13 protein-coding genes are annotated in these 19,758 nt (G+C 73.0%); 2 read left to right on the top strand and 11 right to left on the bottom strand.

The genetic code is table 11. From position 1 onward, the window contains the following. Nucleotides 1–38 precede the first annotated feature (38 nt). The 3 genes from WMF36_RS08465 to WMF36_RS08455 all read right to left on the bottom strand — a co-directional run bounded on the left by WMF36_RS08465 (nt 39) and on the right by WMF36_RS08455 (nt 6,534). Entirely contained in the window at nt 39–2,135 is a 2,097-nt protein-coding gene (locus WMF36_RS08465; protein ID WP_437579107.1) for a protein kinase domain-containing protein, read from the bottom strand. 79 nt (nt 2,136–2,214) lie between these two features. Continuing rightward, on the bottom strand, nt 2,215–3,726 hold the full coding sequence (locus tag WMF36_RS08460) for a protein kinase domain-containing protein (protein ID WP_437579106.1): 1,512 nt from the start codon (nt 3,724–3,726) through the stop codon (nt 2,215–2,217). A 282-nt stretch (nt 3,727–4,008) separates the two neighbouring features. Beyond that, on the bottom strand, nt 4,009–6,534 hold the full coding sequence (locus WMF36_RS08455; protein ID WP_437579105.1) for a protein kinase domain-containing protein: 2,526 nt from the start codon (nt 6,532–6,534) through the stop codon (nt 4,009–4,011). A gap of 376 nt (nt 6,535–6,910) precedes the next feature. Between WMF36_RS08455 and WMF36_RS08450 the strand changes: the two genes are divergently transcribed. After that, a complete protein-coding gene (locus tag WMF36_RS08450) occupies nt 6,911–7,252 on the top strand; it encodes a cupin domain-containing protein (protein ID WP_437579104.1) in 342 nt (113 codons plus the stop codon). Nucleotides 7,253–7,360: 108 nt separating this feature from the next. Here WMF36_RS08450 and WMF36_RS08445 read toward each other — a convergent pair whose 3' ends face one another. From WMF36_RS08445 to WMF36_RS08410, 8 genes are all read right to left on the bottom strand, one after another. Continuing rightward, a complete protein-coding gene (locus WMF36_RS08445; protein WP_437579103.1) occupies nt 7,361–10,099 on the bottom strand; it encodes a transglycosylase SLT domain-containing protein in 2,739 nt (912 codons plus the stop codon). Nucleotides 10,100–10,276: 177 nt separating this feature from the next. After that, nucleotides 10,277–11,359: a chemotaxis-specific protein-glutamate methyltransferase CheB gene (gene cheB, locus WMF36_RS08440; RefSeq protein ID WP_437579101.1), complete on the bottom strand. Its 1,083-nt coding sequence runs from the start codon at nt 11,357–11,359 to the stop codon at nt 10,277–10,279. Nucleotides 11,360–11,452: 93 nt separating this feature from the next. Next, the gene (locus WMF36_RS08435) at nt 11,453–12,331 is read right to left on the bottom strand and encodes a CheR family methyltransferase (protein WP_437579100.1); all 879 of its coding nucleotides are present in this window, start codon (nt 12,329–12,331) and stop codon (nt 11,453–11,455) included. A 29-nt stretch (nt 12,332–12,360) separates the two neighbouring features. Beyond that, a complete protein-coding gene (locus WMF36_RS08430; RefSeq protein ID WP_437579099.1) occupies nt 12,361–14,433 on the bottom strand; it encodes a HEAT repeat domain-containing protein in 2,073 nt (690 codons plus the stop codon). Then, entirely contained in the window at nt 14,430–14,921 is a 492-nt protein-coding gene (locus tag WMF36_RS08425; protein ID WP_437579098.1) for a chemotaxis protein CheW, read from the bottom strand. The genes WMF36_RS08430 and WMF36_RS08425 overlap by 4 nt, the downstream gene beginning before the upstream one ends. A 56-nt stretch (nt 14,922–14,977) precedes the next feature. Beyond that, entirely contained in the window at nt 14,978–15,514 is a 537-nt protein-coding gene (locus WMF36_RS08420) for a chemotaxis protein CheW (RefSeq protein ID WP_437579097.1), read from the bottom strand. After that, the gene (locus WMF36_RS08415) at nt 15,507–17,768 is read right to left on the bottom strand and encodes a chemotaxis protein CheA (protein WP_437579096.1); all 2,262 of its coding nucleotides are present in this window, start codon (nt 17,766–17,768) and stop codon (nt 15,507–15,509) included. Before WMF36_RS08415 ends, WMF36_RS08420 begins: the two co-directional genes overlap by 8 nt. Next, nucleotides 17,768–18,295 carry a response regulator gene (locus tag WMF36_RS08410; RefSeq protein WP_437579095.1) on the bottom strand — a complete coding sequence of 176 codons (528 nt, stop codon included), beginning with the start codon at nt 18,293–18,295 and terminating at the stop codon, nt 17,768–17,770. The genes WMF36_RS08415 and WMF36_RS08410 overlap by 1 nt, the downstream gene beginning before the upstream one ends. A gap of 304 nt (nt 18,296–18,599) precedes the next feature. Here WMF36_RS08410 and WMF36_RS08405 point away from each other — a divergent pair, with 304 nt between their 5' ends. Beyond that, nucleotides 18,600–19,706: a VWA domain-containing protein gene (locus tag WMF36_RS08405; protein WP_437579094.1), complete on the top strand. Its 1,107-nt coding sequence runs from the start codon at nt 18,600–18,602 to the stop codon at nt 19,704–19,706. Nucleotides 19,707–19,758: the final 52 nt, after the last annotated feature.

The raw sequence follows: 19,758 nt of genomic DNA, 5'->3' as shown, positions 1-19,758 counted from the left end.
CGGAATCACGGAACCCGCACCTCGGCGGTCGACGCTGCTCAGGGCGCGTACGGATCCCGCTTCCTCTCGCTCTCCCGCAGGCAGTTGGTCCGCATGAACCCCGTCTTACCCGCGCAGGGATCCACCTTGGGCCGCTTGGCAGCGGGCTGCTGCGGAGGGGGCGGCGCAGCCATTTTCCCAGGCGCCTTGCCCCCGGGCTGCGCGGCAACGGCGCTCCGCGGCGCAGACGGCGCCGCTGGCGCCGCCTTCACCGGCGCCGCTGGCGCCGCCTTCACCGGCGCTGCCGCCGCTGGCGCCGCCGCCGTGACGGCCGTCGCCGCTGCGGCCGGAGCGCTCGGCGCCGGTGACGCCGATGCGTCCGCCTCCGCGTGCCCCGAGTCGCTCGCCGCGCCCGCATCCGCGTCCGCATCGCCCTCGATCGGCTCAGCCACGGCCGGAGCTTGCGGTGCAGGCGCCGCCGGCGGAGGCAGCGTCTCAGCCGGCCTGACGACGCTGACCGCGCTCTCGACCCCGGCCTCGATCGACGCGTCAGGCTCCGCGGACACGTCGCGGCTCTCGGGCGCGCGCAGGGCGAAGAAGAGCACCGCTCCCACGAGGCCGGCGGCGAAGGCAGCCAGCAACGCCAGGATCGCACCGGGGACCTGGATCCTCGCCGGGCGCCGCTGCTGTTCCGGCGGCGGCATCGGCGGCGGCGTCGCGCGCGCTGCCCACGGCGACGGCTGCGCTGCCGCCCGACCCGCCCCCGGGCCCGCCACGAGCGGCGCGATCGTCGAGCTCCCCGATCTGCCCGGCTCGTCCTGCCCCCATGTCGGCGAGGCGCGCGCCCCCGCGTCCGCGCCCACCATGACCTCCGGATCGAGCTTCTGGGTCAGCTCAGCGTTCCACACCGGCTCGGCCCCGGCGCTCGCCCCCGGCGCCGGCGGCATCCCCACCGGCACCACGCTCGCCCCCAGCGCCGGCGGCATCCCCGCCGGCACCGCGCTCGCCCCCAGCGCCGGCGGCCCCCCCGCCGGCACCCCGCTCGCCCTCGGCGCCGGCATCTCCGCCGGCGCCCCGCTCGCCCTCGGCGCCGGCGGCCCCCCCACCGGCACCACGCTCGCCCCCGCCGGCACCCCGCTCGCCCCCAGCGCCGGCGGCACCCCCGCCGGCACCACGCTCGCCCCCAGCGCCGGCGGCATCCCCGCCGGCACCACGCTCGCCCCCAGCGCCGGCGGCATCCCCGCCGGGGCCGCGTTGCCGCCTCCACCCCCGCCGCCCACGGCGGCGCCCGCCCTCGCGCCCGCGGCCGTGTACCCATCGAGGAGGTCCGCCACCTCCGCCGCCGACCCGATCCGCTCGTCCCGGTGGCGCGCCATGCACCGCGCCACGAGCTCCACGAGCCCCGTGTCCACCCGCCGCACATACCGGGAGATCTTCGGTATCTCGCCCGTCAAGATGCCGGTGAAGACCGCCCTCGCGTCCCCGTGGAACGGCCGCATGCCCGTCAGCATCTCGAACAGCACCACGCCGAGCGACCAGATATCGGCCCGGTGGTCGACGCTCGGATCGGCCCTCACCTGCTCCGGGCTCATGTAGAGCGGCGATCCCACCGCGCCGCCCGTCGCCGTGCGGATGCCGTCATTCACGGAGAGGTTCTTCGCGACCCCGAAATCGAGCACCTTCACCACTGGCTCGTCCGCGTCCGGCTCGCGGTGCAGGAAGATGTTCGCCGGCTTCAGATCGCGGTGGACGATGTGCGCCGCGTGGACCGCGGCGAGGCCCCTCGCCACGTCGCGCCCGATCGCCGCCGCGACGTCCGCGTCGAGCCGACGCCTGCGCTGGAGCAGCTCCGCGAGCGTCTCTCCCGTGAGCAGCTGCATCACGAGGAAGGGCTCGCCGAAGTCGGTCTCGCCCATGTCGTACACGTCGATGACGTTGCCGTGCCGCAACGCCCCGCCATTCCGCCCTTCCCGCTGCAGCCGCCGCCGGAGCTCGGGATCCGGACGGTGAATGAGCTTCAGCGCCACCTCGCGCGACGTGGACAGGTTGAGCGCCGCCCACACCACCCCCATGGAGCCCTCGCCCAGCCGCCTCACCAGCTTGTACTTCTCGGCGATCACCAGGCCGGCAGCGATGTGCGTGAAGGACTTGGACATCGAGCTCAACAGGGACGGTCGAGGCGCCGCACCGAGGCGCACAAGGTATCGTTATCTACCGCCGAACGAAAGGGCGTCATCACAAGGTAACGTGCGCTCCACCGCGACCTCCCGGGCTCTCCGCCCCGGCGCGCAACAGGAGGTACCCCGCGGCCATGCCGATCCCCACGAGGAGCACCGCCGCGAGCACCGCCAGCGCGATCCACGCGATCCGCGACCGGGCAAGCTCAGGCGACGATCGCTCCGGCGCGCGGAGCGGCCCGAGCGGCACGGTGACGCCCACCGGCGGCGGCGCCGGCGCGGGCCCCTTCGCGATGGCACCGGCCGCAGACGCCTGCGCGGCGCCGAACGCCTGCCGATGAACGGACGCCTCCGTCGGTGAGAGCTTGACGGTCCCGTTCTCTCCCAGCAGGGGATTGCTCGCCCTCGGCATCCGCGGCGTCTGCGCCGCCGGGCTCCCGCTCGCCGGAGGCGTGGGCGCCGGCGATGCGCCCGTTCCGCGCGGCGGCGGCGCCGGCGATGCGCCCGATCCATGCGGCGATAACGCCGGCGAGCTCCCGCGTCCGTGCGGGAGCTGCAGAGACGACACCGACACCGGAAGCGGCGTCGTGGTCGCCGGCAATGGCCCTGGCGCTGCCCCGCCCCACGGCCCTCGCCCCGGCTGCTGCGGCACGTCGTACCGCAGGTCCGGCGACGATCCCGGCGACGACGCGCTGCGCGGCTGCGCCGACGGCCTGACGAACGACTCGAGCGCAGCGGCCACATCCGCCGCCGAGCGCGGCCGCTCCTCGCGATCGCGCCGGAGACACTGCGCCACGATCGCATCGAGCCCAGGGTCGACCTGCCAGACGATCTGGGAGACCGTCGGGATCTCACCCTGCAACACGTTTCTCAGGAGCTCGTGTGCCCTGCCCTGGATCGGCCGCCGGCTGGTGAGCATCTCGAACATCAACACGCCGAGCGCCCAGAGATCGGCGCGCGTGTCGATATCGCCCTGCGCCCGCACCTGCTCCGGGCTCATGTAGGCGGGCGAGCCGATGAGGATGCCTGTCGCGGTGCGTATCTGATCGGGCCCCGTGAGGAACTTGCTCACGCCGAAGTCGAGTATCTTGACGACGTAATTGCTCTCGCCAGGCTCGGTGTGGAGAAAGATGTTGGACGGCTTCAGGTCCCGGTGGATGATGCCGCGCTCGTGCGCCGCGGAGAGGCCGCGCGCGATGTCACGGGCGATGCGCGAGGCCTCGGGGATCTCCAGCTTTCGCTTGCGCTTGAGCAAGGAGGAGAGCGTCTCGCCGGACAGCAGGGGCATGACCAGGAACGGATCGCCGTTCTCGGTCGCGTCAGCATCGTAGATATCAACGATGTTCCGGTGGCTCACCGCGCCGCAGGCCCGCGCCTCCCGGAGGAGCCGGACGCGGAGCTCCGGGTCGGGCCGAACGAGCAGCTTGAGCGCCACCTCGCGCGAGGTGGCCTCGTTGTGCGCGGCCCAGACGACCCCCATCGCCCCCTCGCCGATCCGACGGAGCAGCCGGTATTTGCCGCAAACGAGCGCACCTGGCGGCGGCGCGGCAGGAGGCGAGGGAGAGGGCATGGATGGGCTCGCGTTAAGGACGGACGCAGAGACAGGTCGGACGCAGAGACAGGTCGGACGCGCTCGGAGAGCGATTGTCGCAGGTGAGGTAGCGTACCGTCAACTAAAGGCGCGTGCCCGGGTGGCGGGGCGCAGGAGCACGAGGTCGGATCCGGCGCGCTCCTGCGCGGCCTGCGCTCAGCACGCCGGCGCGTCACCGGCGCATCGCTTCTTGCGAGCACCGGTGCGAGCGACCGCGGTGTCAGCGCGGGAGAAGCGGCGCCAGACCCCGGAGCATCAAGCCTACTTTCTTAACTTCGCCATGCACTTTTGCTTCTCCATGAACTTGAGACCAGCGCACGGATTCGAGGGGGGTCTGGCGGTCTGCGCTGTCGCCGGCGGGGGCGAGCTCGGTACCGTGCGCGGCTTCGCGCTGCTCGCCGTCGCCGGCGTGCCGCCTGCCGCTGTGCCGGCGCCCGTCGCGCTGCCCGCGCTGCCGCCCGTCGCTGTACCGGCGCTGCCGCTCGCGACTGTCCCGGCGCTGCTCACCGGAGCGGCGCTCTGCGCCGCCGCCGGCTCGGACGGGGCTTTCACCGCGGAGCCCGCCGGCGCTCCCGCAGGCTGCTCCGGGAGCCGGTCGTCCTGCGGCCGAGCGCCGCCGCCCTCCGGCTTCCCCTCGTCTCTCCCCGGGGTGATCCCGGGCAGCATCGTGCTCCCGGACGGCGCCGGCGCGGCGGGCGCCGTCTCGTGCGACCGCAACGCGATGAGCACCCCCACGAGGATCAGCGACAGCGCGGCAGCCGCGATCGCCAGCGTCGCGGCCGTCCGCTTGCGCTTCAGATCGTCGCCCTGCGGCGCGGCCTCCTGAGTCCCCTGGGCCCTGTACGCCCCGGTCTGATGGACCGCCGGGTGGTTCGAGACGAGCGGGGTCGTCGACGAGCTCCCCGCCTGCTGCGGCACGCCCGTGCCCGTGGTTGCGCCCGGCCTGGAGTCCGACGGCCTGGAGTCCGACGGCCTGGAGTCCGACGGCCTGGAGTCCGAGGCGCTCGCGCCCGCCTCCGGCGCGAGCTTCACCGTCGACTCCGGGATCCGGCTCGACGACGCGCCGACGCTGCCGTGGGCCGGCGCGCTCGCAAGCCCGATGCCGCCCGGCCCTGCGTTTCCCTCCGGCATCGACGGCGAGGCCATGCGCACCGTCATTCCCCAGGCCCCGCGCTCCGGGAGCGCCCCCGGCGCGGCCTGCGCCGGCGCAGCCTGCACCGGCTGCGCCCAGCTCGCGTGGGACTGCCTTGACGCTCCGGCCGGCGAAGGCAACGGCGTCAACAGCGCAGCCGCCGGGTGTCCCGCCGGGTGCTGCCCCGATCCCGCGCGCGGCTTGCCAGCCCCGGCCGCCTCCGCGCTCCCCCGCGTGATTGGCAGGGTCGCCACATCCTCTTCCCACAGAGCGGGACCCGCCGACGCCGCGGCGATGTGCTGCCCTGAGCTCCCCGCGCGTCGAGGCGACGCAACCACCGCCTGCCCCGCATACGCCACCTGGCTCGGGCCGGCCGCCTGCCCCGCAGCCACCGGCCCCGCAGCCACCTGCCCCGACCGCTGCGACGGCAACCCGCCCGCCCCCGGCGGCTCCTGCAACAGGATCGGAGCCCGCCGCCCACCACCGAGCAACGCCAGCGGCAGCGCTCCCGCGCCCACGTCGACCCCCGCCGACCCGGGTTGCGCCCCCGACCCGGGTTGCGCCCCCGACCCGAGTTGCGCCCCCGACCCGGGTTGCGCCCCCGACCCGGGTTGCGCCCCCGACCCGGGTTGCGCCCCCGACCCGGATTGCGACCCGGGTTGCGCCCCCGACCCGGGTTGCGCCACTCCGGCCTGCGCCCCCTGCCAGCCGCCGTCCACGCCCTCGCCCGGAAGCAGCCCCTGCCCCTCCGGCGACGTCTGCCGCCACGCCGCGTCCATGCCGGAGCCGACGCCCCGCGCCGCGTACCGATCGAGCTGCGCCGCGACCTCCGCCGCCGAGCCGATCCGGTCCGCGCGGTCCCGCCGCATGCAGCAGGCGATCAGGTCGACGAGCCCCTGGTCCACCCGCCGCAGGTACTTGGACACGGTGGGGATCTCGCCCGTCAGGATCCCCATGAACACCGCCTGCGCGTCCCCCTGGAACGGCCGCATGCCGGTCAGCATCTCGAACAGCACAACGCCGAGCGCCCAGAGATCGGCGCGATGATCGACGTTCGGTTCGGCCCTCACCTGCTCCGGGCTCATGTAGAGCGGCGACCCCACCGCACCGCCCATCACCGTGTGCAGGCCGTCGTTGACCGAGAGGTTCTTCGCGACGCCGAAATCGAGCACCTTCACCACCGGCTCGTCCATGTCCGGCTCGCGGTGCAGGAAGATGTTCGCCGGCTTCAGATCGCGGTGGATGATGTGCATCGCGTGCGCCGCCGCGAGACCCCGGGCCACGTCGCGCCCGATCGACGCCGCGACCGGCGGGTCGAGCCGGCGCCGCCGCGCGAGCAGCTCGGCCACGGTCTCCCCCGTGAGCAGCTGCATCACGAGGAACGGCTCCCCGGCCTCGGTCTCGCCCATGTCGTACACGTCGATGACGTTCCGGTGCCGCAGCGCCCCGCAGTTGCGCGCCTCGCGCTGCAACCGCAGCCGGAACTCGGTCTCGGGGCGGTGGATCAGCTTCAGCGCCACCTCGCGGGCGGTCGCCACGTTCACCGCCGACCAGACGACGCCCATGGCCCCCTCGCCGATCTGGCGCACGAGCCGGTACTTCCTGTCGATCAGCACGCCGGATGCGAGCCATGTCGAACTCGTCGGCGATGACATCAGCGGCTTTCCGGCAGCGCGGCGCGCCCCACCCTCACGGAGCACGCCCGGACGGACGCGGCCAGCGGCGCGAGGCGAGCCGAGACATGCCTCCGGCACCCCCACTGCCCAGCGCTCGCCTCGCCCGATCCCTCATGCGCCTGCTCCCGCACGACGTAACATCCGATCCCCAGGTCCACGGGACGCGCCTCCTGCGCGAGCCATCCTACAGCACTTCTCCTCGGCGCGATACGTTCTCTGCAACGGAGAACGGACGACAAAAGACGGACCAGGAATGCGGGAGAAGCCTGATTCGCTCGTGCCAGGCTCGGATCCACGATCGCCGCCCACGATTGCTGCCACACCCGGCGAACGACTCGAGGAAAGCGAGGCGCACATGGGCGACACAACCATCATGAAGGTCTCCTCCGGCCGCTCCCCGAGAGGCCAGATGGGGCAAAAATACCTGGCTTCCGGAATCCAGGTCTCGATGCGACTCTGGGAGCGAGAGCCGCCGGGCGACGCCAAACAGCCCACCGTGCGCGATTACGAGACGGTGGGGTTCGTCATCGAGGGGCGAGCCGAGCTGCACATCGAGGGGCAGATGGTGCGCCTGGAGCCGGGCGACTCCTGGACGGTGCCTAAAGGCACATCGCATTTTTACAAAATCATCGAACCTTTCACCGCGGTGGAAGCGACGAGCCCGCCAGCCAGCGTCCACGGACGCGACGAGACCTGAAGAGGCTTTCGGGCAAAGCCTGACCACGACGCCGGCTGTCTTGCCTTCCGGGAGGCCTTCCGGGAGGCCTTCCGGGAGGAGCTCACCAGGGCCGCAGGGCCACTCGACTCACAGCGCGGTGCCGGCGCCGGCCGCGGGCTTCTCCCTGGCCTGCGCCCCCTTGGCGTCCTGCGCTCCCTTGGCGCGCCCCGCCGGCTTCTTCTCGTCTGCGCCGCCCGGCGCCGGTTTCTTGTCGCCCTCGGCGGTCTTCTTCTCTTCCGGCGTCGCTCCGGCCTGATCGCCCGCGCCCGCCGTACCGGCGCCGCCGGGCTTGTCGCCCGCGCCCGCCTCGGCCTTCTCGGCCCGCGCCGGCTTCGTCTCGCCCGCCTCGGCCTTCTCGGCCCGCGCCGGCTTCGTCTCGCCCGCCTCGGCCTTCTCGGCCCGCGCCGGCTTCGTCTCGCCCGCCTCGGCCTTCGCTCCGTCGGCCCGCGCCGGCTTCGTCTCGCCCGCCTCGGCCTTCTCGGCCCGCGCCGGCTTCGTCTCGCCCGCAGCCGCCGCAGCGCCTCCCGGCGTGCTGCTCCCGTCCCTGGCGACGGCCCCCTCGCGGCCGTCCTTCCCGGCGCTCGCGCGCGCGGCCTCGGCGGGCGCCGCGGGCTCCATCCGCACCGCCGGCTTCACCGGCTCGGCTGCGGCCGCCTTGTCGCCGTCGTCCACCACGCCCGCCGCCTGGGCCGACGCCACGCGGACCTCGTCCTCGCGCGGTTCGACCGGCGCCGGATCGTCCGGCCGCGAGGCCGGCACGTACACAACGAGCCGATCCCCGGGCATCAGCGGGCTCCGCCGCGAGCGCTGGTTGATCCGCTCCAGGCTGCCGACGCTCAGGCCGTAGCGGCTCGCGAGCTCGCTGAACGTATCCCCCTCCCGCACCGCGATCTCGATGCGCTTCCGCCCCTTCAGCGCCTCGAAGTGGGCGAAGAAATCCTCCGAGCCGACCTCCAGGACGCGCGCGCCAGCCTCGTCGAGCAGGAACACCCCGTCGTAGCGGTGCGACCTCGGGACGAACAGCTGGAGCGTCATCCCCTCGTGCAGCGACGCCCCGGGCGCCAGCGTGTTCCAGCGGCAGATCTCGTCGGGCGTCACCGACATCACCGCCGCGAGATCCCGGAGCGCATCGCCCGCGACCACGCGGTAGAACACGCGCCGGCGACCCTCGTAGGAGAAGCGCTGCGCCGGGACCACCACGACCGGCTTCGCCTCCGAGGAGAGCGGCGCGCCGTTCGCGAGCAGGTGCTCCGCGGCCGCCACGCCCACGCCCTCCGCCGCCGGGACGAACAGCAGCGCCCCCGGGCGCACCGGCTCGCCGGGCCGCAGGCCGTTCAGCGTCTGCAGCGTCCACCGCGTCGTCCCCCGGAACGTCGCGATGTCGTCGAGCGACTCGCCCCAGCGGACCAGGTAGCGCTCGAGCTTCGGCTCGCGCTCCAGGAGCTTCGGCATCGACTTCGCCGCGCGCGCCCCCGCGCCCGCAGGCACCCGGACCTCCCAGCGCGCCAGCTCCTTCGCGTCCACCGGCAAGGGCGGCGTGCGCTTCGCCACGAGCTGCGGGTTCAGCGCCTCGATCTCCGGCGCCCCAGCCCCCGCCGCGGCCGCGACCGACTGCAGCGATATCCCGGAGCCGAGCGAGATCTTGTCGAACGTCACCGCCGGATCGAGCTCGACATCGTCGCAGCCGAACACCTTCAGGTTCCGCGCCACGATCGCGATCGCGAGGATCTTCGGCACGTAGAGCGCCGTCTCGAGCGGCATCCCCGCCTCGAGCCGCGACAGCTCCCAGAAGTCGTTCGTGTTGTACTTCCGGATCGACGCGAGCAGCCCGCCGTACCCCATGTTGTACGCCGCGAACGCGAGCTCCCAGCCGCCGAAGCGCCGCCGCAGATCCGAGAGGTACCGCGCCGCCGCGAGGGTGGAGCGCTCTGGATCCAGCCGCTCGTCGACCCATCGGTCGACGGTGAGGCCGTAGATGCGCGCGCCCTCGGGCATGAACTGCCAGAGGCCGGCGGCGCCCGCCGGCGAGTGGATGGTCGGGTCGAAGCCGCTCTCGACGAGCGAGAGCCAGAGCAGGTCCTCCGGGAGCCCCTGCTCGCGAAGGACGCGGCGGATGGCGGCGCCGTAGCGGCCGCTCTTCTTGATCCACGTGACCACGGCGGAGCGGCCGCGCGGGTCGTCCTTGTAGTACTCGAGGTAGCGCACGACCCGGCCGTCCCAGCGCACCGGGATCTCGGGCAGATCGAGCTGCCGCAGCCAGGAGATGTCGCGGGTCTCCTCGGCCATCGCCGGCGCGACGGGCAGCCCCGAGGGCGGCAGGCCGGAGGCCTCGATGCGCGGCTCGCCCGCGCCGAGGAGGAGCGTGCCGTCGACCGGCCACGCGGGCCCGGCGCTCGGGGTCGCGCCGGGAAACAGAGCCAGATCGATGTCGCGCATCGTGCGGAGCTCGGGCGACTCGGCGACGCTCGCCCCCGCCGGCGTCGCGGTGCCCGCGATGACCCGCCGCGCGGCTGCGTCCGGCACGCCGGGCTCCCCCGCCTTGCGCGGGATCTTTGTCGCGCCCTTCTTCGGCGCCTTCGATCGCGCCGCCGGCTTCGCCGGCGTCTTGGCGGCCACGCGCTTCGCGCCGTCCTTCTCGCTCGACGCGGCGGCGGGCCTGGCCGGCGCCGGCTTCTCCGCCCTGGCCTCGCCGGCCTTCTTCGCCTCCGGCCGGTCCGCCTTGCCGTCGGCCGCCCCGTCCTTCTTTGCCTCGGCCTTCGCCGGCTCGGCCGCAGCCTCCGGAGGCGCGGCGAGGCCGTCGAGAGCGACGCCCGAGAGGGCGGCCATCCAGCCAAGACAAACAAGCCTGCGTGCGGCGCGTAGGATCCGCATGTCAGGGACCGACCTGTCTCACGATGCGCCCGAGGGGTCAACTTTGGCAGTCAGGCGAAACGGCCGCGAACCTCCAGAAGTCGGGGGCTGGAGCACACACAGCACCGGCGGGGGTCCCCCGCGCCGGTCGCTCTAGGAGAGCAGCGCGATGAAGTCGCCGACCGCCGTGAACGGAAGGCTCTCGTTCACGACCCCCGCGCGCACCGCGGCCCCCGGCATGCCGTAGACCACCGCCGAGTCCTCGCTCTCGGCCACCACCGTGCCCCCGGCCGCGCGGATCGCCCGCGCACCGTTCACCCCATCATCCCCCATCCCCGTCAGGATGATGCCCACCGCGCGGCTGCCGCCCACCTGCGCCACGCTCCTGAACAGCCGATCCGCGCTCGGCACGTACCGATCGCCGGGCGCCGGCGCTCCCACCCGGATCCGGATGTCGCCGCTCAACCCGACCCCGCTGCCAGGCGTCACCGCGATCTCCATGCACATCCTCCCGGGACATACGTAGGCCTTGCGGCTCAGCACCTGCTCGCCGTTCTGCGCCTCCACCACGCGGAGCCCGCCCTTGCGATCGAGCCGCTCCGCGAACGTGCGGGTGAACTTGTCCGGCATGTGCTGCGCGATGAAGATCGCGCCGGGGAAGCGATCCGGGATGCGGTTGAAGATCTCCAGGAGCGCCGTGGGACCGCCGGTCGACGAGCCGACCGCCACGAGGTGGCGCAGCGAGACCCCGAGCCGCGACGCCTCCTGCACCGGACGCTGCAACGCAGGCTGCGACGCCCGGGCCGGAGCCACGGCCGCCGGCATCGGAGACCGGGGCCGGAGGTAGCGCACAAGCAGGACCTTCTGGATGATCTCCCTGCGGATCTGCGCGTCCGCCGTGAACTGCCGGTCCGGCTTCGCCACGAAGTCCACGGCGCCGAGCTCGAGCGCCTTGAAGACGTTCTCCTTGTGGCTGTAGCTCGAGACGATGATCACCGGCGTGGGCTGCCTCGCCATCAGGATGCGGAGGAAGGTGAAGCCGTCCATGCGCGGCATCTCGAGGTCGAGCGTGATCGCATCCGGCCTCAGCTGGGCGGCCTGACGGAGCGCGTCGTCGCCGTCTCCGGCCTTGCCCACGACCTCGATCTCGTCGCTTCCGCTCAAGATCTCGGCGATGTTGCGCCGGTTGTACGCGGAGTCGTCGACGACGAGCACGCGCAGGGGAGCGAATGTCATGAGCGCAAAACCTTCCGCCGGAGGTTCATTCTACTCCACCCGGAGCGCCATGGGACCACCCGTCGCCCGTACAGCCTCGACTTCGTCGGCGCCTCATCCGCCCTCCTCCCCGCCCCCCCGCTCCGGGAAGGTCTCCGCGAGCCCCAGACGCAGCGTGGCCGCCGGCTTCCGGTACACGAGATCCTCCCGCAGGTGCACGATCTCGAACGCGGTCGTGACGTTCAGGAGCGACTCGGAGTGGCCCAGCAGGAGGAACCCGCCGGGCGAGAGGCGCTCGTAGAAGATGTCGATCACCCGGCGCCGCGACTCCTCGTCCAGGTAGATGAGGACGTTGCGGCAGAAGATGACGTCCACCCGCCCGACCACCGCCGCGCGCGACGAGTCGAGCAGGTTCAGGTGGCCAAACTGGCAGAGCGAGCGCAGCTCGTCCGCCACGTGGAACCCGTCCGGCCGCTCCGTGAAGTAGCGCCGCTTCAGCTCGGGCGGCGCCACGCGGAACGACGAGGCGCCGTAGATCCCCTTGCGCGCGGCGACCACGCAGCGGCGCGAGATGTCGCTGCCGAAGATCCGGACCTCGCCGCGATCCGCGGCGCCCGACTCCCGCGCCGTGATCGCGATCGAGTAGACCTCCTCGCCCGTCGAACAGCCCGCGCTCCAGATGGACAGCCGGCCCTTGGCGCCCCCCGCCTTGACGATCATCGGCACGATCTCGGTCATGAGGGCGCGCAGCTGGTAGTCCTCGCGGAAGAAATACGTCTCGTTGACCGTGATGAGCTCTATCGCCTCGTCGAGCTCGGCGCGCGCGCGGCTGTGGGAGCGCAGGTACTCGTGGTACTGCGCGAACGACGAGAGCCCGAGCACCACGACCCGCTCGCGAAGCCGGCGCTCCATCGACGTGCGCGCCTCGGGACCGAACTGGAGCCCGCAGTGCTTGTTGAACAGGTCGCGCAGCCTCTGGAACTCATCAGGCAAGAGGCGGATTTCGTCGTCCCGCCGCCGGTTCACAGCACCTTCCCCGAAGGCGGGCCGCCGGACATCCCCGAGGGGGACGTCGAGCCCTCGCCACCCTCCATCGAAGCCGGCGCGCCCGGCCGCTCCCCCGCCTCGCCCCACGGTGGATCCGAGCGAAACGGGGCGCCCCCCTGCGCCGCCGCCGAGATGAGCTCCGGCTCCCCCGACGCGCGCACCAGCCCGAGCAGCTCGCGGGCGCGCGTCCGCTCGTCGCCCGCCCGATCCGCGAGCGAGGCGTACAGGCGGCCGAGCGCCCGCGCCGCCGCGAGCCGGACCTCCCGCTCCTCGTCCGCCAGCGAGAGGCTCAGCACCTCGAGCGCCGAGACGCCCGCCGCCGCCGCGATCGCGGTCACGGCCGCGCGGCGCGCGTGCACGTCCCCCACCGACGCGGCGCTCGTGAGGAACGCGATCTCCTCAGGATCCGCCGTGCCGAGCGCCTCGATCACGATCGCCGCCGCGAGGTGGGTCTCCTCCACCTGCATCAGCGGGCGCGCCAGCGCGCGCGCCGGCTCGGGGTACCGCTCCGACAGCCCCGCGAGCGCGCACTCCGCGGCGCGCGCGACCGGCAGCGAGATCGCGCGCGTCTGCGACACGACCCGCGAGAAGTCGTCCGCGGTGCCGATCTTCGCGAGGCCGTAGAGCGCGCTGGTCGCCACGAGCGTCGAGGGGCTCTTGACCGACCTCCGCACCGCGCCGAGCAGCTCGTCGAGCGTCGGATCGGCGGCCGGCTGCGGTGGATGCGCCAGCGCGCCCTCGCGCCCGCGCTGCTCCGCGATCGCCACGGCGCCGTCGATGAGCGCGGCCGTCGCGTCGTCGAGGCCCTCCCAGAGATCCGGATCGGGATCGATGTGCCGATCGAGGTAGGCGAGCACCGCGGGCAGCGCCTCCCCGCCGAGCTGCCCGAGCGCGCGCTGCGCCGTCTCGACGAGCGCGGGCTCGATCATGGCCTGCACCGCGGCGTCGGCCGCGCCAGGCGCGCGCGCCATCGCCGCGAGCAGGAGCGCCTGCGCGCGCCCGCTCACCGGATCCACGCCGACGCCGCGCCACGACGGGGGCTCCGCGCCGGCGGAGCCCGGCGCGGCGGACGCGGCCTGCACGAGGCGGGCGCCCACCTCCTGCGGAGCCGCGCGCAGCGCGTCGACCACGTGCGACGCGAGCGGCCCCTCGACGAGCCGCGCGAGCGCCCGGACGAGCTGCGCGAACGCGCCGCCCCGCGCCGTCGCGAGCGCCGCGGAGAGCGCCCGCGGCGCCTCCGGGCTCTCCGCGAGCGCCGCGGCGACCAGCGCCGCCGAGCGGAGGATCGGGTCGTCGATGAGCAGCGACAGCACCCGCCACGGCACCGGCGCCTCGAGCCCGTTCAGCCCGTTCAGCGCGGTCAGCCGCACGAAGCGATCCCGATCGCCGAGCCGCTCGTACAGGATGTCCGTCACCCGCTCGCGCGCGATGAGCCCCATCCCGGCGATCGCCTCGATCGCGCTCTGGCGCAGGTTGTCGTCCTTCTCCGCGAGCGCCGCGTAGAGCGCGTCGAGCGCCGCCGGGTCGCGCGTGCGGCCGAGCGCGTCGACGACGAGCTTGCGCTCGTCCCCCGTGAGCTCGCCGAGCGCCGCGACGAGCGCCGGCGTGGCGTCGCCGCCGCAGTAGCCGAGCACCTCGATGGCCGCGTTCCTGAGGCCGACGTCGTCGCTCTCCCGCAGCGCGCCGAGCACCGCCCCGACGAGGAGCTGCGCGGCGGACGGCCGCTCGCCCTCGGCGCCCTGCGGCGGCGCCGCCTGGATCAGCCGGTGGCACGCGTAGGTCGCCTCCTTCCGGACGCGCCAGTCGGGATCGCCGAGCGCGCGCAGCAGGAGCGGCAGGGCCTCCGTGACGTCCGCCCTGCCGAGCCGCGCGGCCGCCTGGCGGCGCTCCTCGGCGTCGTCCGCGGCGAGCGCCGCGGCGATGGCCGCGATCGGCATCGGCGTGCTCCGCACGCTGGGCGCGATGGACTCGGGCTCGGTCGGCCAGGGGCCCGCGTCGCTCACGCGCGGCCCGCCGTACGGGCCGAGATCGTCGAAGGCGCGGCTCACGGGGCCTCCAGGAGGGCGCCCGACGCGGCGAGCGCGAGCGCGAGCGCGATGAAGCGCCCGACGTCGAGCACGAAGATCATCCGCTCGTCGTGGGTCGTCACCCCCACGATGCCGCGCAGATCGCCGCTGCCGCCCACCGGCGGCGTCGGCCGGTAGTCGCCGCTCGTCCCGAAGACCTCCGTCACGGCGTCGACGACGAGCCCCACCGTGTGCGTCCCCACGTCGACAAGGATCCACTTGGTGCTGCGGCTCGGCTCGACCGGAGGCAGCCCGAAGCGCACGCGGAGCTCGATCACCGGCACCACCTCGCCGCGGTGGTTCGCGACGCCGGAGACCTCGGGGGGCGTGTGCGGCAGCATGGTCACCTCGAGCGGATTCACGATCTCGCGCACCCGCGTGATGTCGATCGCGTATTGCACGTCGCCGACCACAAAGCCGACGAGGCTCTTCTGCGGGTCGGGACGGCTGCGCTCTCCAGTCAACGGCATCTGAGCCTCCGAGCGTCCGGGCTCTACGAGCCGCCCGGGCGCGGACGATTCGTCCGTTAGGACGCGAGTATGGCCTGCAGGTCGAGCAGGATGATGACGCGCGGCTGCGCCTCGCCCTGGGTGCCATCCGACGCGCTCGCCCCGTGCATGGGCCGGGCGATGCCGGCGATGTAGCCCGCGACGTCCCCCCCGAGCGCCGTCGCGGCGTGCTCGATCTCGGCGTCGGCGAGCCGGTAGACCTGCTGGACCTCGTCGACGAACAGCCCGAGCGTCTCGCCGTTCGCCGCGTCGACGAGCAGGATGCGCGCCCGCCGCTGCGGCGCCCCCTCGTGCAGCCGCATCCGCCGCCGCAGATCGATGACGGTCACGAGCTGCCCGCGCACGCTGACGATGCCCATCGTCGAGTCCGGCGCGCGCGGCACCGGCGTGAGCGGGGGCGGCTTCAGGATCTCGCGCACGAGCGAGACGGGCGCGGCGTAGGTGTCGCCCGCGAGCGAGAACGCGAGGTACTCGGTCCGCGGCCCGCTCGCCTGCGCGCGCGAGTTCCTCTTCGAGACGGGGATCCGGGCGGTCCTTCGGGAGAGGTTAGCCATGGGTGCTCCGCGGGTCATTGCGCTGCCGGTCGCCGCCGCCGTGGAGGATCTCCTCGATGAGCGCCGGGGCGTCGATGACGAGCGCGATGCGCTGGTCGCCGAGCTCCGTGGCGCCGGAGAAGCCGCGCACCGAGGCGAGCGACGGGCCGAGCGCCTTGATCACGACGTCCTGCTGGCCGATGAGCGTGCTCACGACGAGCCCCAGCCTGCGCGCGCCGACCGACGCCACGACGATGTACTTGCGCTTGTTCCCCCCCTGGAGCCCGAGCGTCCCGCGGCCGCCATCACCGCGGCGCCCGCCGGACAAGGCGGCGCGGGCCGCCGAGCCGCCGCGCGCCCCGCCGAGCAGGCCGGCGATGCGCGCGCTGAGCTCCTCCTCCTCGTTCAGGCCGAAGAGCCGCGCCAGGTAGCAGAGCTGGAGCGTGCTGTTGCGCAGCGTGATCATCTCGCGGCCGTCGATCTGGCGCACCGTGGCCTCGTCGAGCGCGACCGCCTCCTGCACGTTCGTGAGCGGGATCGCGAACAGCCGGTCGGCGACGCGGACGATGAGCGCGCTGATGATCGCCAGCGTGATCGGCAGCGTCACCGTCATCTTGGTGCCGATGCCGGGCTCGCTGTGCACGTCGATGACGCCGCCGAGCTTGCTGATGTTCGTCTTCACGACGTCCATCCCGACGCCGCGCCCCGAGATCTCGCTCACGTCGGTCTTCGTCGAGATGCCGGGCTGGAAGATGAGGTTCAGGACCTCGCGGTAGCTCGTGGTCCGCGCGTCCTCGGGGGTCATGACCCCGCGGCGCAGGGCGGCGTCGAGCAGCCTGTCGACGTCGATGCCCTTGCCGTCGTCCTCGATCTCGATGACGACGTGGTTGCCCTTCTGGAAGGCGTTCAGCGCGATCGTGCCGACCGCCGGCTTGCCCACCGCCTCGCGCACGCTCTTCGACTCGATGCCGTGGTCGATGGCGTTGCGCATCATGTGCATGAGCGGGTCGCTGAGCTCCTCGACGATGAGCTTGTCGACCTCGGTCTCGGCGCCCGTGATGACGAGGTTCACGAGCTTGTCGGCGTCGCGGCTGATCTGGCGCACGACGCGGGCGAGCTTGTCGAAGACCTGCCCGAGCGGGACCATCCGGACCTCGAGGATGCCCGCCTGCATCTGGGCGAGGTGCCGGTCGAACGTGCGCTGGAGCCGGTGGAGGTCGAGGGAGAGCTCGCGCTCGGTCGGCGCCGACCGGAGGCGCTCGACGAGGCGGCCGAGCGCCGATCGGACGAGGGCCAGCTCGCCGACGATGTTCATCAGCCGGTCGAGCTTGTGGATGTCGACCCGCACCGTCTGGGCGACCGAGCGGATGGAGCTGAGCTCCCCCTTGCGGTTGCGCGCGCTCGACGGCGGGCTCGCCGCCATCGAGCCGGTCAGGTCGACCGCCCGCGACACGCCCGTCGGCACGCCGCCCCGGAGCGCCGCCGACATCGACGGCATCCCCGGCGGGGCGACCCGGCCGTGCCCGTTGTTGTTGCGCCGCGGGATCTCCTCGACCGCGGCGCCGGCCTGGTGCAGGGCGCGCTGGAGCTCCTCGAGCGGCGCGCGCGAGGCCATCAGGATGTCGAGCTCGATCGAGTCCTGGTCCGCGCCCGCGCCGGTCGGCAGGTAGGTGATGATCTCGCCGTAGGGCTTCGCGGTGATCTTCAGGTCGTCGAGGGCCTGGTCGATCGTGGCGAGGTGGAACTGCACGCGGAGCCGGAACAGGGTCATCCCGCTCGCGATGTTCGTGCGCAGCCGGTGCTCCTCGTACTCGGTGAGCACGGAGAGCAGCCCTGGATCGAGGTCGTAGTTGTCGTCCGGGAGGCCGGCCGCGCTCGGGCCGGCGTCCTGGTGGAGCTGGCGGAGGAGGTCGTCGACCTCGGGCATGGGCGCGTCGCGCCCGTCCTTCTCGTTCTGGAGGATGCGCCCGTAGAGCTCGACGCTGCGGAACAGGAGATCGAGGACGGACGCGCTGATCTCGATGCGGCCGAGGCGCAGGTTGTCGAGCAGCTCCTCGAGCTCGTGCGACAGGGTGGCCATCCGGGTGGCGCCGAAGAGCCCGGCGAGACCCTTCAGGGTGTGCACGGCGCGGAAGACGTCGTTGATGACGTCGGGGTCGACCTTGTTGGTCCGCACCGCCTCGTCGAGCGCGAGGAGATCGCGCCCGAGCCCCTCGACGATCTCCTGCGCTTCCGAGAAGAACTCTTCGCGCGCCCGATCGCCGCTGTCGACCATCAGCCGCCGCCTCCCTCGTCGGAGCCGGGCTGCTTGGTGCGGGTCACCGGCCCCGGGGCGCGAGCGGGCGGAGGGGATCCGCTCTCCTCGGCGCCGTCTTCGCGGTCGGCCGGCAGCGGGGCATCGGTGTCGGCGTGCTGGGCCCGCCCGTCCAGGCAGGCGATCACCGCGTCGCGGAGGGCCTCGGGCGTGAACGGCTTCGGGAGGAAGAGGTCGGCGCCGAGGCGGAGCCCGCGCTGGACGTCGCGCTCGGTCGCCTGCGTCGAGATGATGAGGATGCCGACGCGCCGGTAGCGCTCGCTCTGCCGGACGAAGCGGATGAGCTCGAGCCCGTTGATGTCGGGCATGTTGATGTCGGTGATGACGAGGTCGAACGCGCCGCGCGGCAGGAGGCGGAGCGCGTCGAAGCCGTTCATCGCCTCGACGACGTCGACGTCGCCCGCGAGCCCCAGCACGCAGTCCTCGAGCGTCGAGCGTACATACGCTCGCATTGCCGGCGAGTCCTCGACGATCAGGATGCGTGCCATGTCCGCGATAGGGTAACGGAAATCCGCCGGGGGAGAGCAACTCGCTGACGGCCCGACGGCGGCGCGCGCTCCGGCTCCTGCCGCGCCGCGCGCCGGCCTGCCTATGTACGGCGGTCTCCTTCCCGGTGTAAACCAGCGCGAGCGCCCTTCCGGCGCGGACCGGCGACGCGTCCGCGCGGCGGCCTCCCCGGGAAGGGCCAGCGCTGCCCGCCTGCGGGCGCGGGCGCGGCCGCGCCCGGCCGTCGGGCGGGCCGCCTGCAGCAGTGAATTGACAGCGCAGCGTCCGATGCGCGCTAATCGCGCCGTGAAAATTCTCCTTTGTTCACCAGCGTTCCGGATCCTGCTCGCCGCCCTGTTCGCTCTCTCGAGCGTGGCCTGCGGCGGCGGGCTGCGGGTCAACCGGATCAACTCCGCCCAGAAGAAGCCGAACAACGTCTGGGTGTTCTTCAGCGTCGATGCCGGCGAGGACGAGCCGGTGGGCGGCCTCACGGCCGAGGACTTCGAGATCTACGAGGACGGCGACCTCGTCTCGAAGTTCGAGAGCAAGCAGACCATCCAGAACCCCGAGGTCGCGGCGGTCATGTACACGATGCTGCTCGTCGACATGAGCGGCAGCATCACCGAGTCGGGTCAGGCTGACGCGCTCGTCGACGCCGCGCAGTCGTTCAGCGATCGGGTGGGCAAGAGCCAGAAGGTCGGCGTCTACGCGTTCGACGGCGAGGTAAAGATCCACTCGGTCGTCCCGTTCACCGAGGCGCAAGGCTCCGTCCAGGGCGGGCTCGAGGGGCTCCGGAGCTACAAGCCCAAGGACTCGTCGACGAACCTCCACGGCGGCGTGGTCGAGGGCGTCCGGGAGCTCAAGAAGCAGCTCGACAAGGACCGGCGGCCGCTCAAGTTCGGCACGCTCGTCGTCTTCTCGGACGGCACCGATCGCGCGAACCGCGTGAGCCGCGACGACATGCTGAAGGAGCTCAACAAGGAAGACTACGAGAACTACCAGATCTTCGTCGTCGGCGTCGGCGCCGAGATCGAGAAGGCGAGGCTCGACGAGATCGGGCGCGACGGGACCGAGCTCGCGGCGGACCAGGCCAAGGTCAAGGAGTCGTTCGAGAAGATCGCGGCGAAGATCGAGGCGCACATGAAGCGCTTCTACCTGCTGTCGTACTGCACGCCGGCGCGCGCGGGGGAGCACGAGGTGGAGATCAAGGCGATCCAGAAGGATCCGTCGGCCTCGGGGTCGCTCACGTGGAAGTTCAACGCCGACGGCTTCGGGCCGCCGCCGGAGTGCGATCCCAACACGCCGCCGTCGTTCGATCTGAAGGCGACCACGCCGGTGGAGGAAGGGAACGGAGGCGGGGGAGCGAAGGCGAACTTCAAGGCCAGCGCCGGCGTGAAGGTCGAGGCGAAGTGAAGTGAAGAAGGGCGCCGCGGCCGCTCTCGACGGCCGCGGCGCGGTTCCTTCG

Origin of the sequence: Sorangium sp. So ce887 (assembly GCF_051521455.1) — a bacterium.
Taxonomy (GTDB): Bacteria; Myxococcota_A; Polyangia; order Polyangiales; family Polyangiaceae; genus Sorangium.
This window is presented reverse-complemented; position numbering and strand designations above follow the sequence as displayed.

Coding starts and splice junctions, on each gene's coding strand:
- WMF36_RS08465 (WP_437579107.1), bottom strand. CDS start 2,135: ATGTCCAAGTCCTTCACGCACATCGCTGCCGGCCTGGTGATCGCCGAG.
- WMF36_RS08460 (WP_437579106.1), bottom strand. CDS start 3,726: ATGCCCTCTCCCTCGCCTCCTGCCGCGCCGCCGCCAGGTGCGCTCGTT.
- WMF36_RS08455 (WP_437579105.1), bottom strand. CDS start 6,534: ATGTCATCGCCGACGAGTTCGACATGGCTCGCATCCGGCGTGCTGATC.
- WMF36_RS08450 (WP_437579104.1), top strand. CDS start 6,911: ATGGGCGACACAACCATCATGAAGGTCTCCTCCGGCCGCTCCCCGAGA.
- WMF36_RS08445 (WP_437579103.1), bottom strand. CDS start 10,099: ATGGCCGCCCTCTCGGGCGTCGCTCTCGACGGCCTCGCCGCGCCTCCG.
- cheB (WP_437579101.1), bottom strand. CDS start 11,359: ATGACATTCGCTCCCCTGCGCGTGCTCGTCGTCGACGACTCCGCGTAC.
- WMF36_RS08425 (WP_437579098.1), bottom strand. CDS start 14,921: ATGCCGTTGACTGGAGAGCGCAGCCGTCCCGACCCGCAGAAGAGCCTC.
- WMF36_RS08420 (WP_437579097.1), bottom strand. CDS start 15,514: ATGGCTAACCTCTCCCGAAGGACCGCCCGGATCCCCGTCTCGAAGAGG.
- WMF36_RS08415 (WP_437579096.1), bottom strand. CDS start 17,768: ATGGTCGACAGCGGCGATCGGGCGCGCGAAGAGTTCTTCTCGGAAGCG.
- WMF36_RS08410 (WP_437579095.1), bottom strand. CDS start 18,295: ATGGCACGCATCCTGATCGTCGAGGACTCGCCGGCAATGCGAGCGTAT.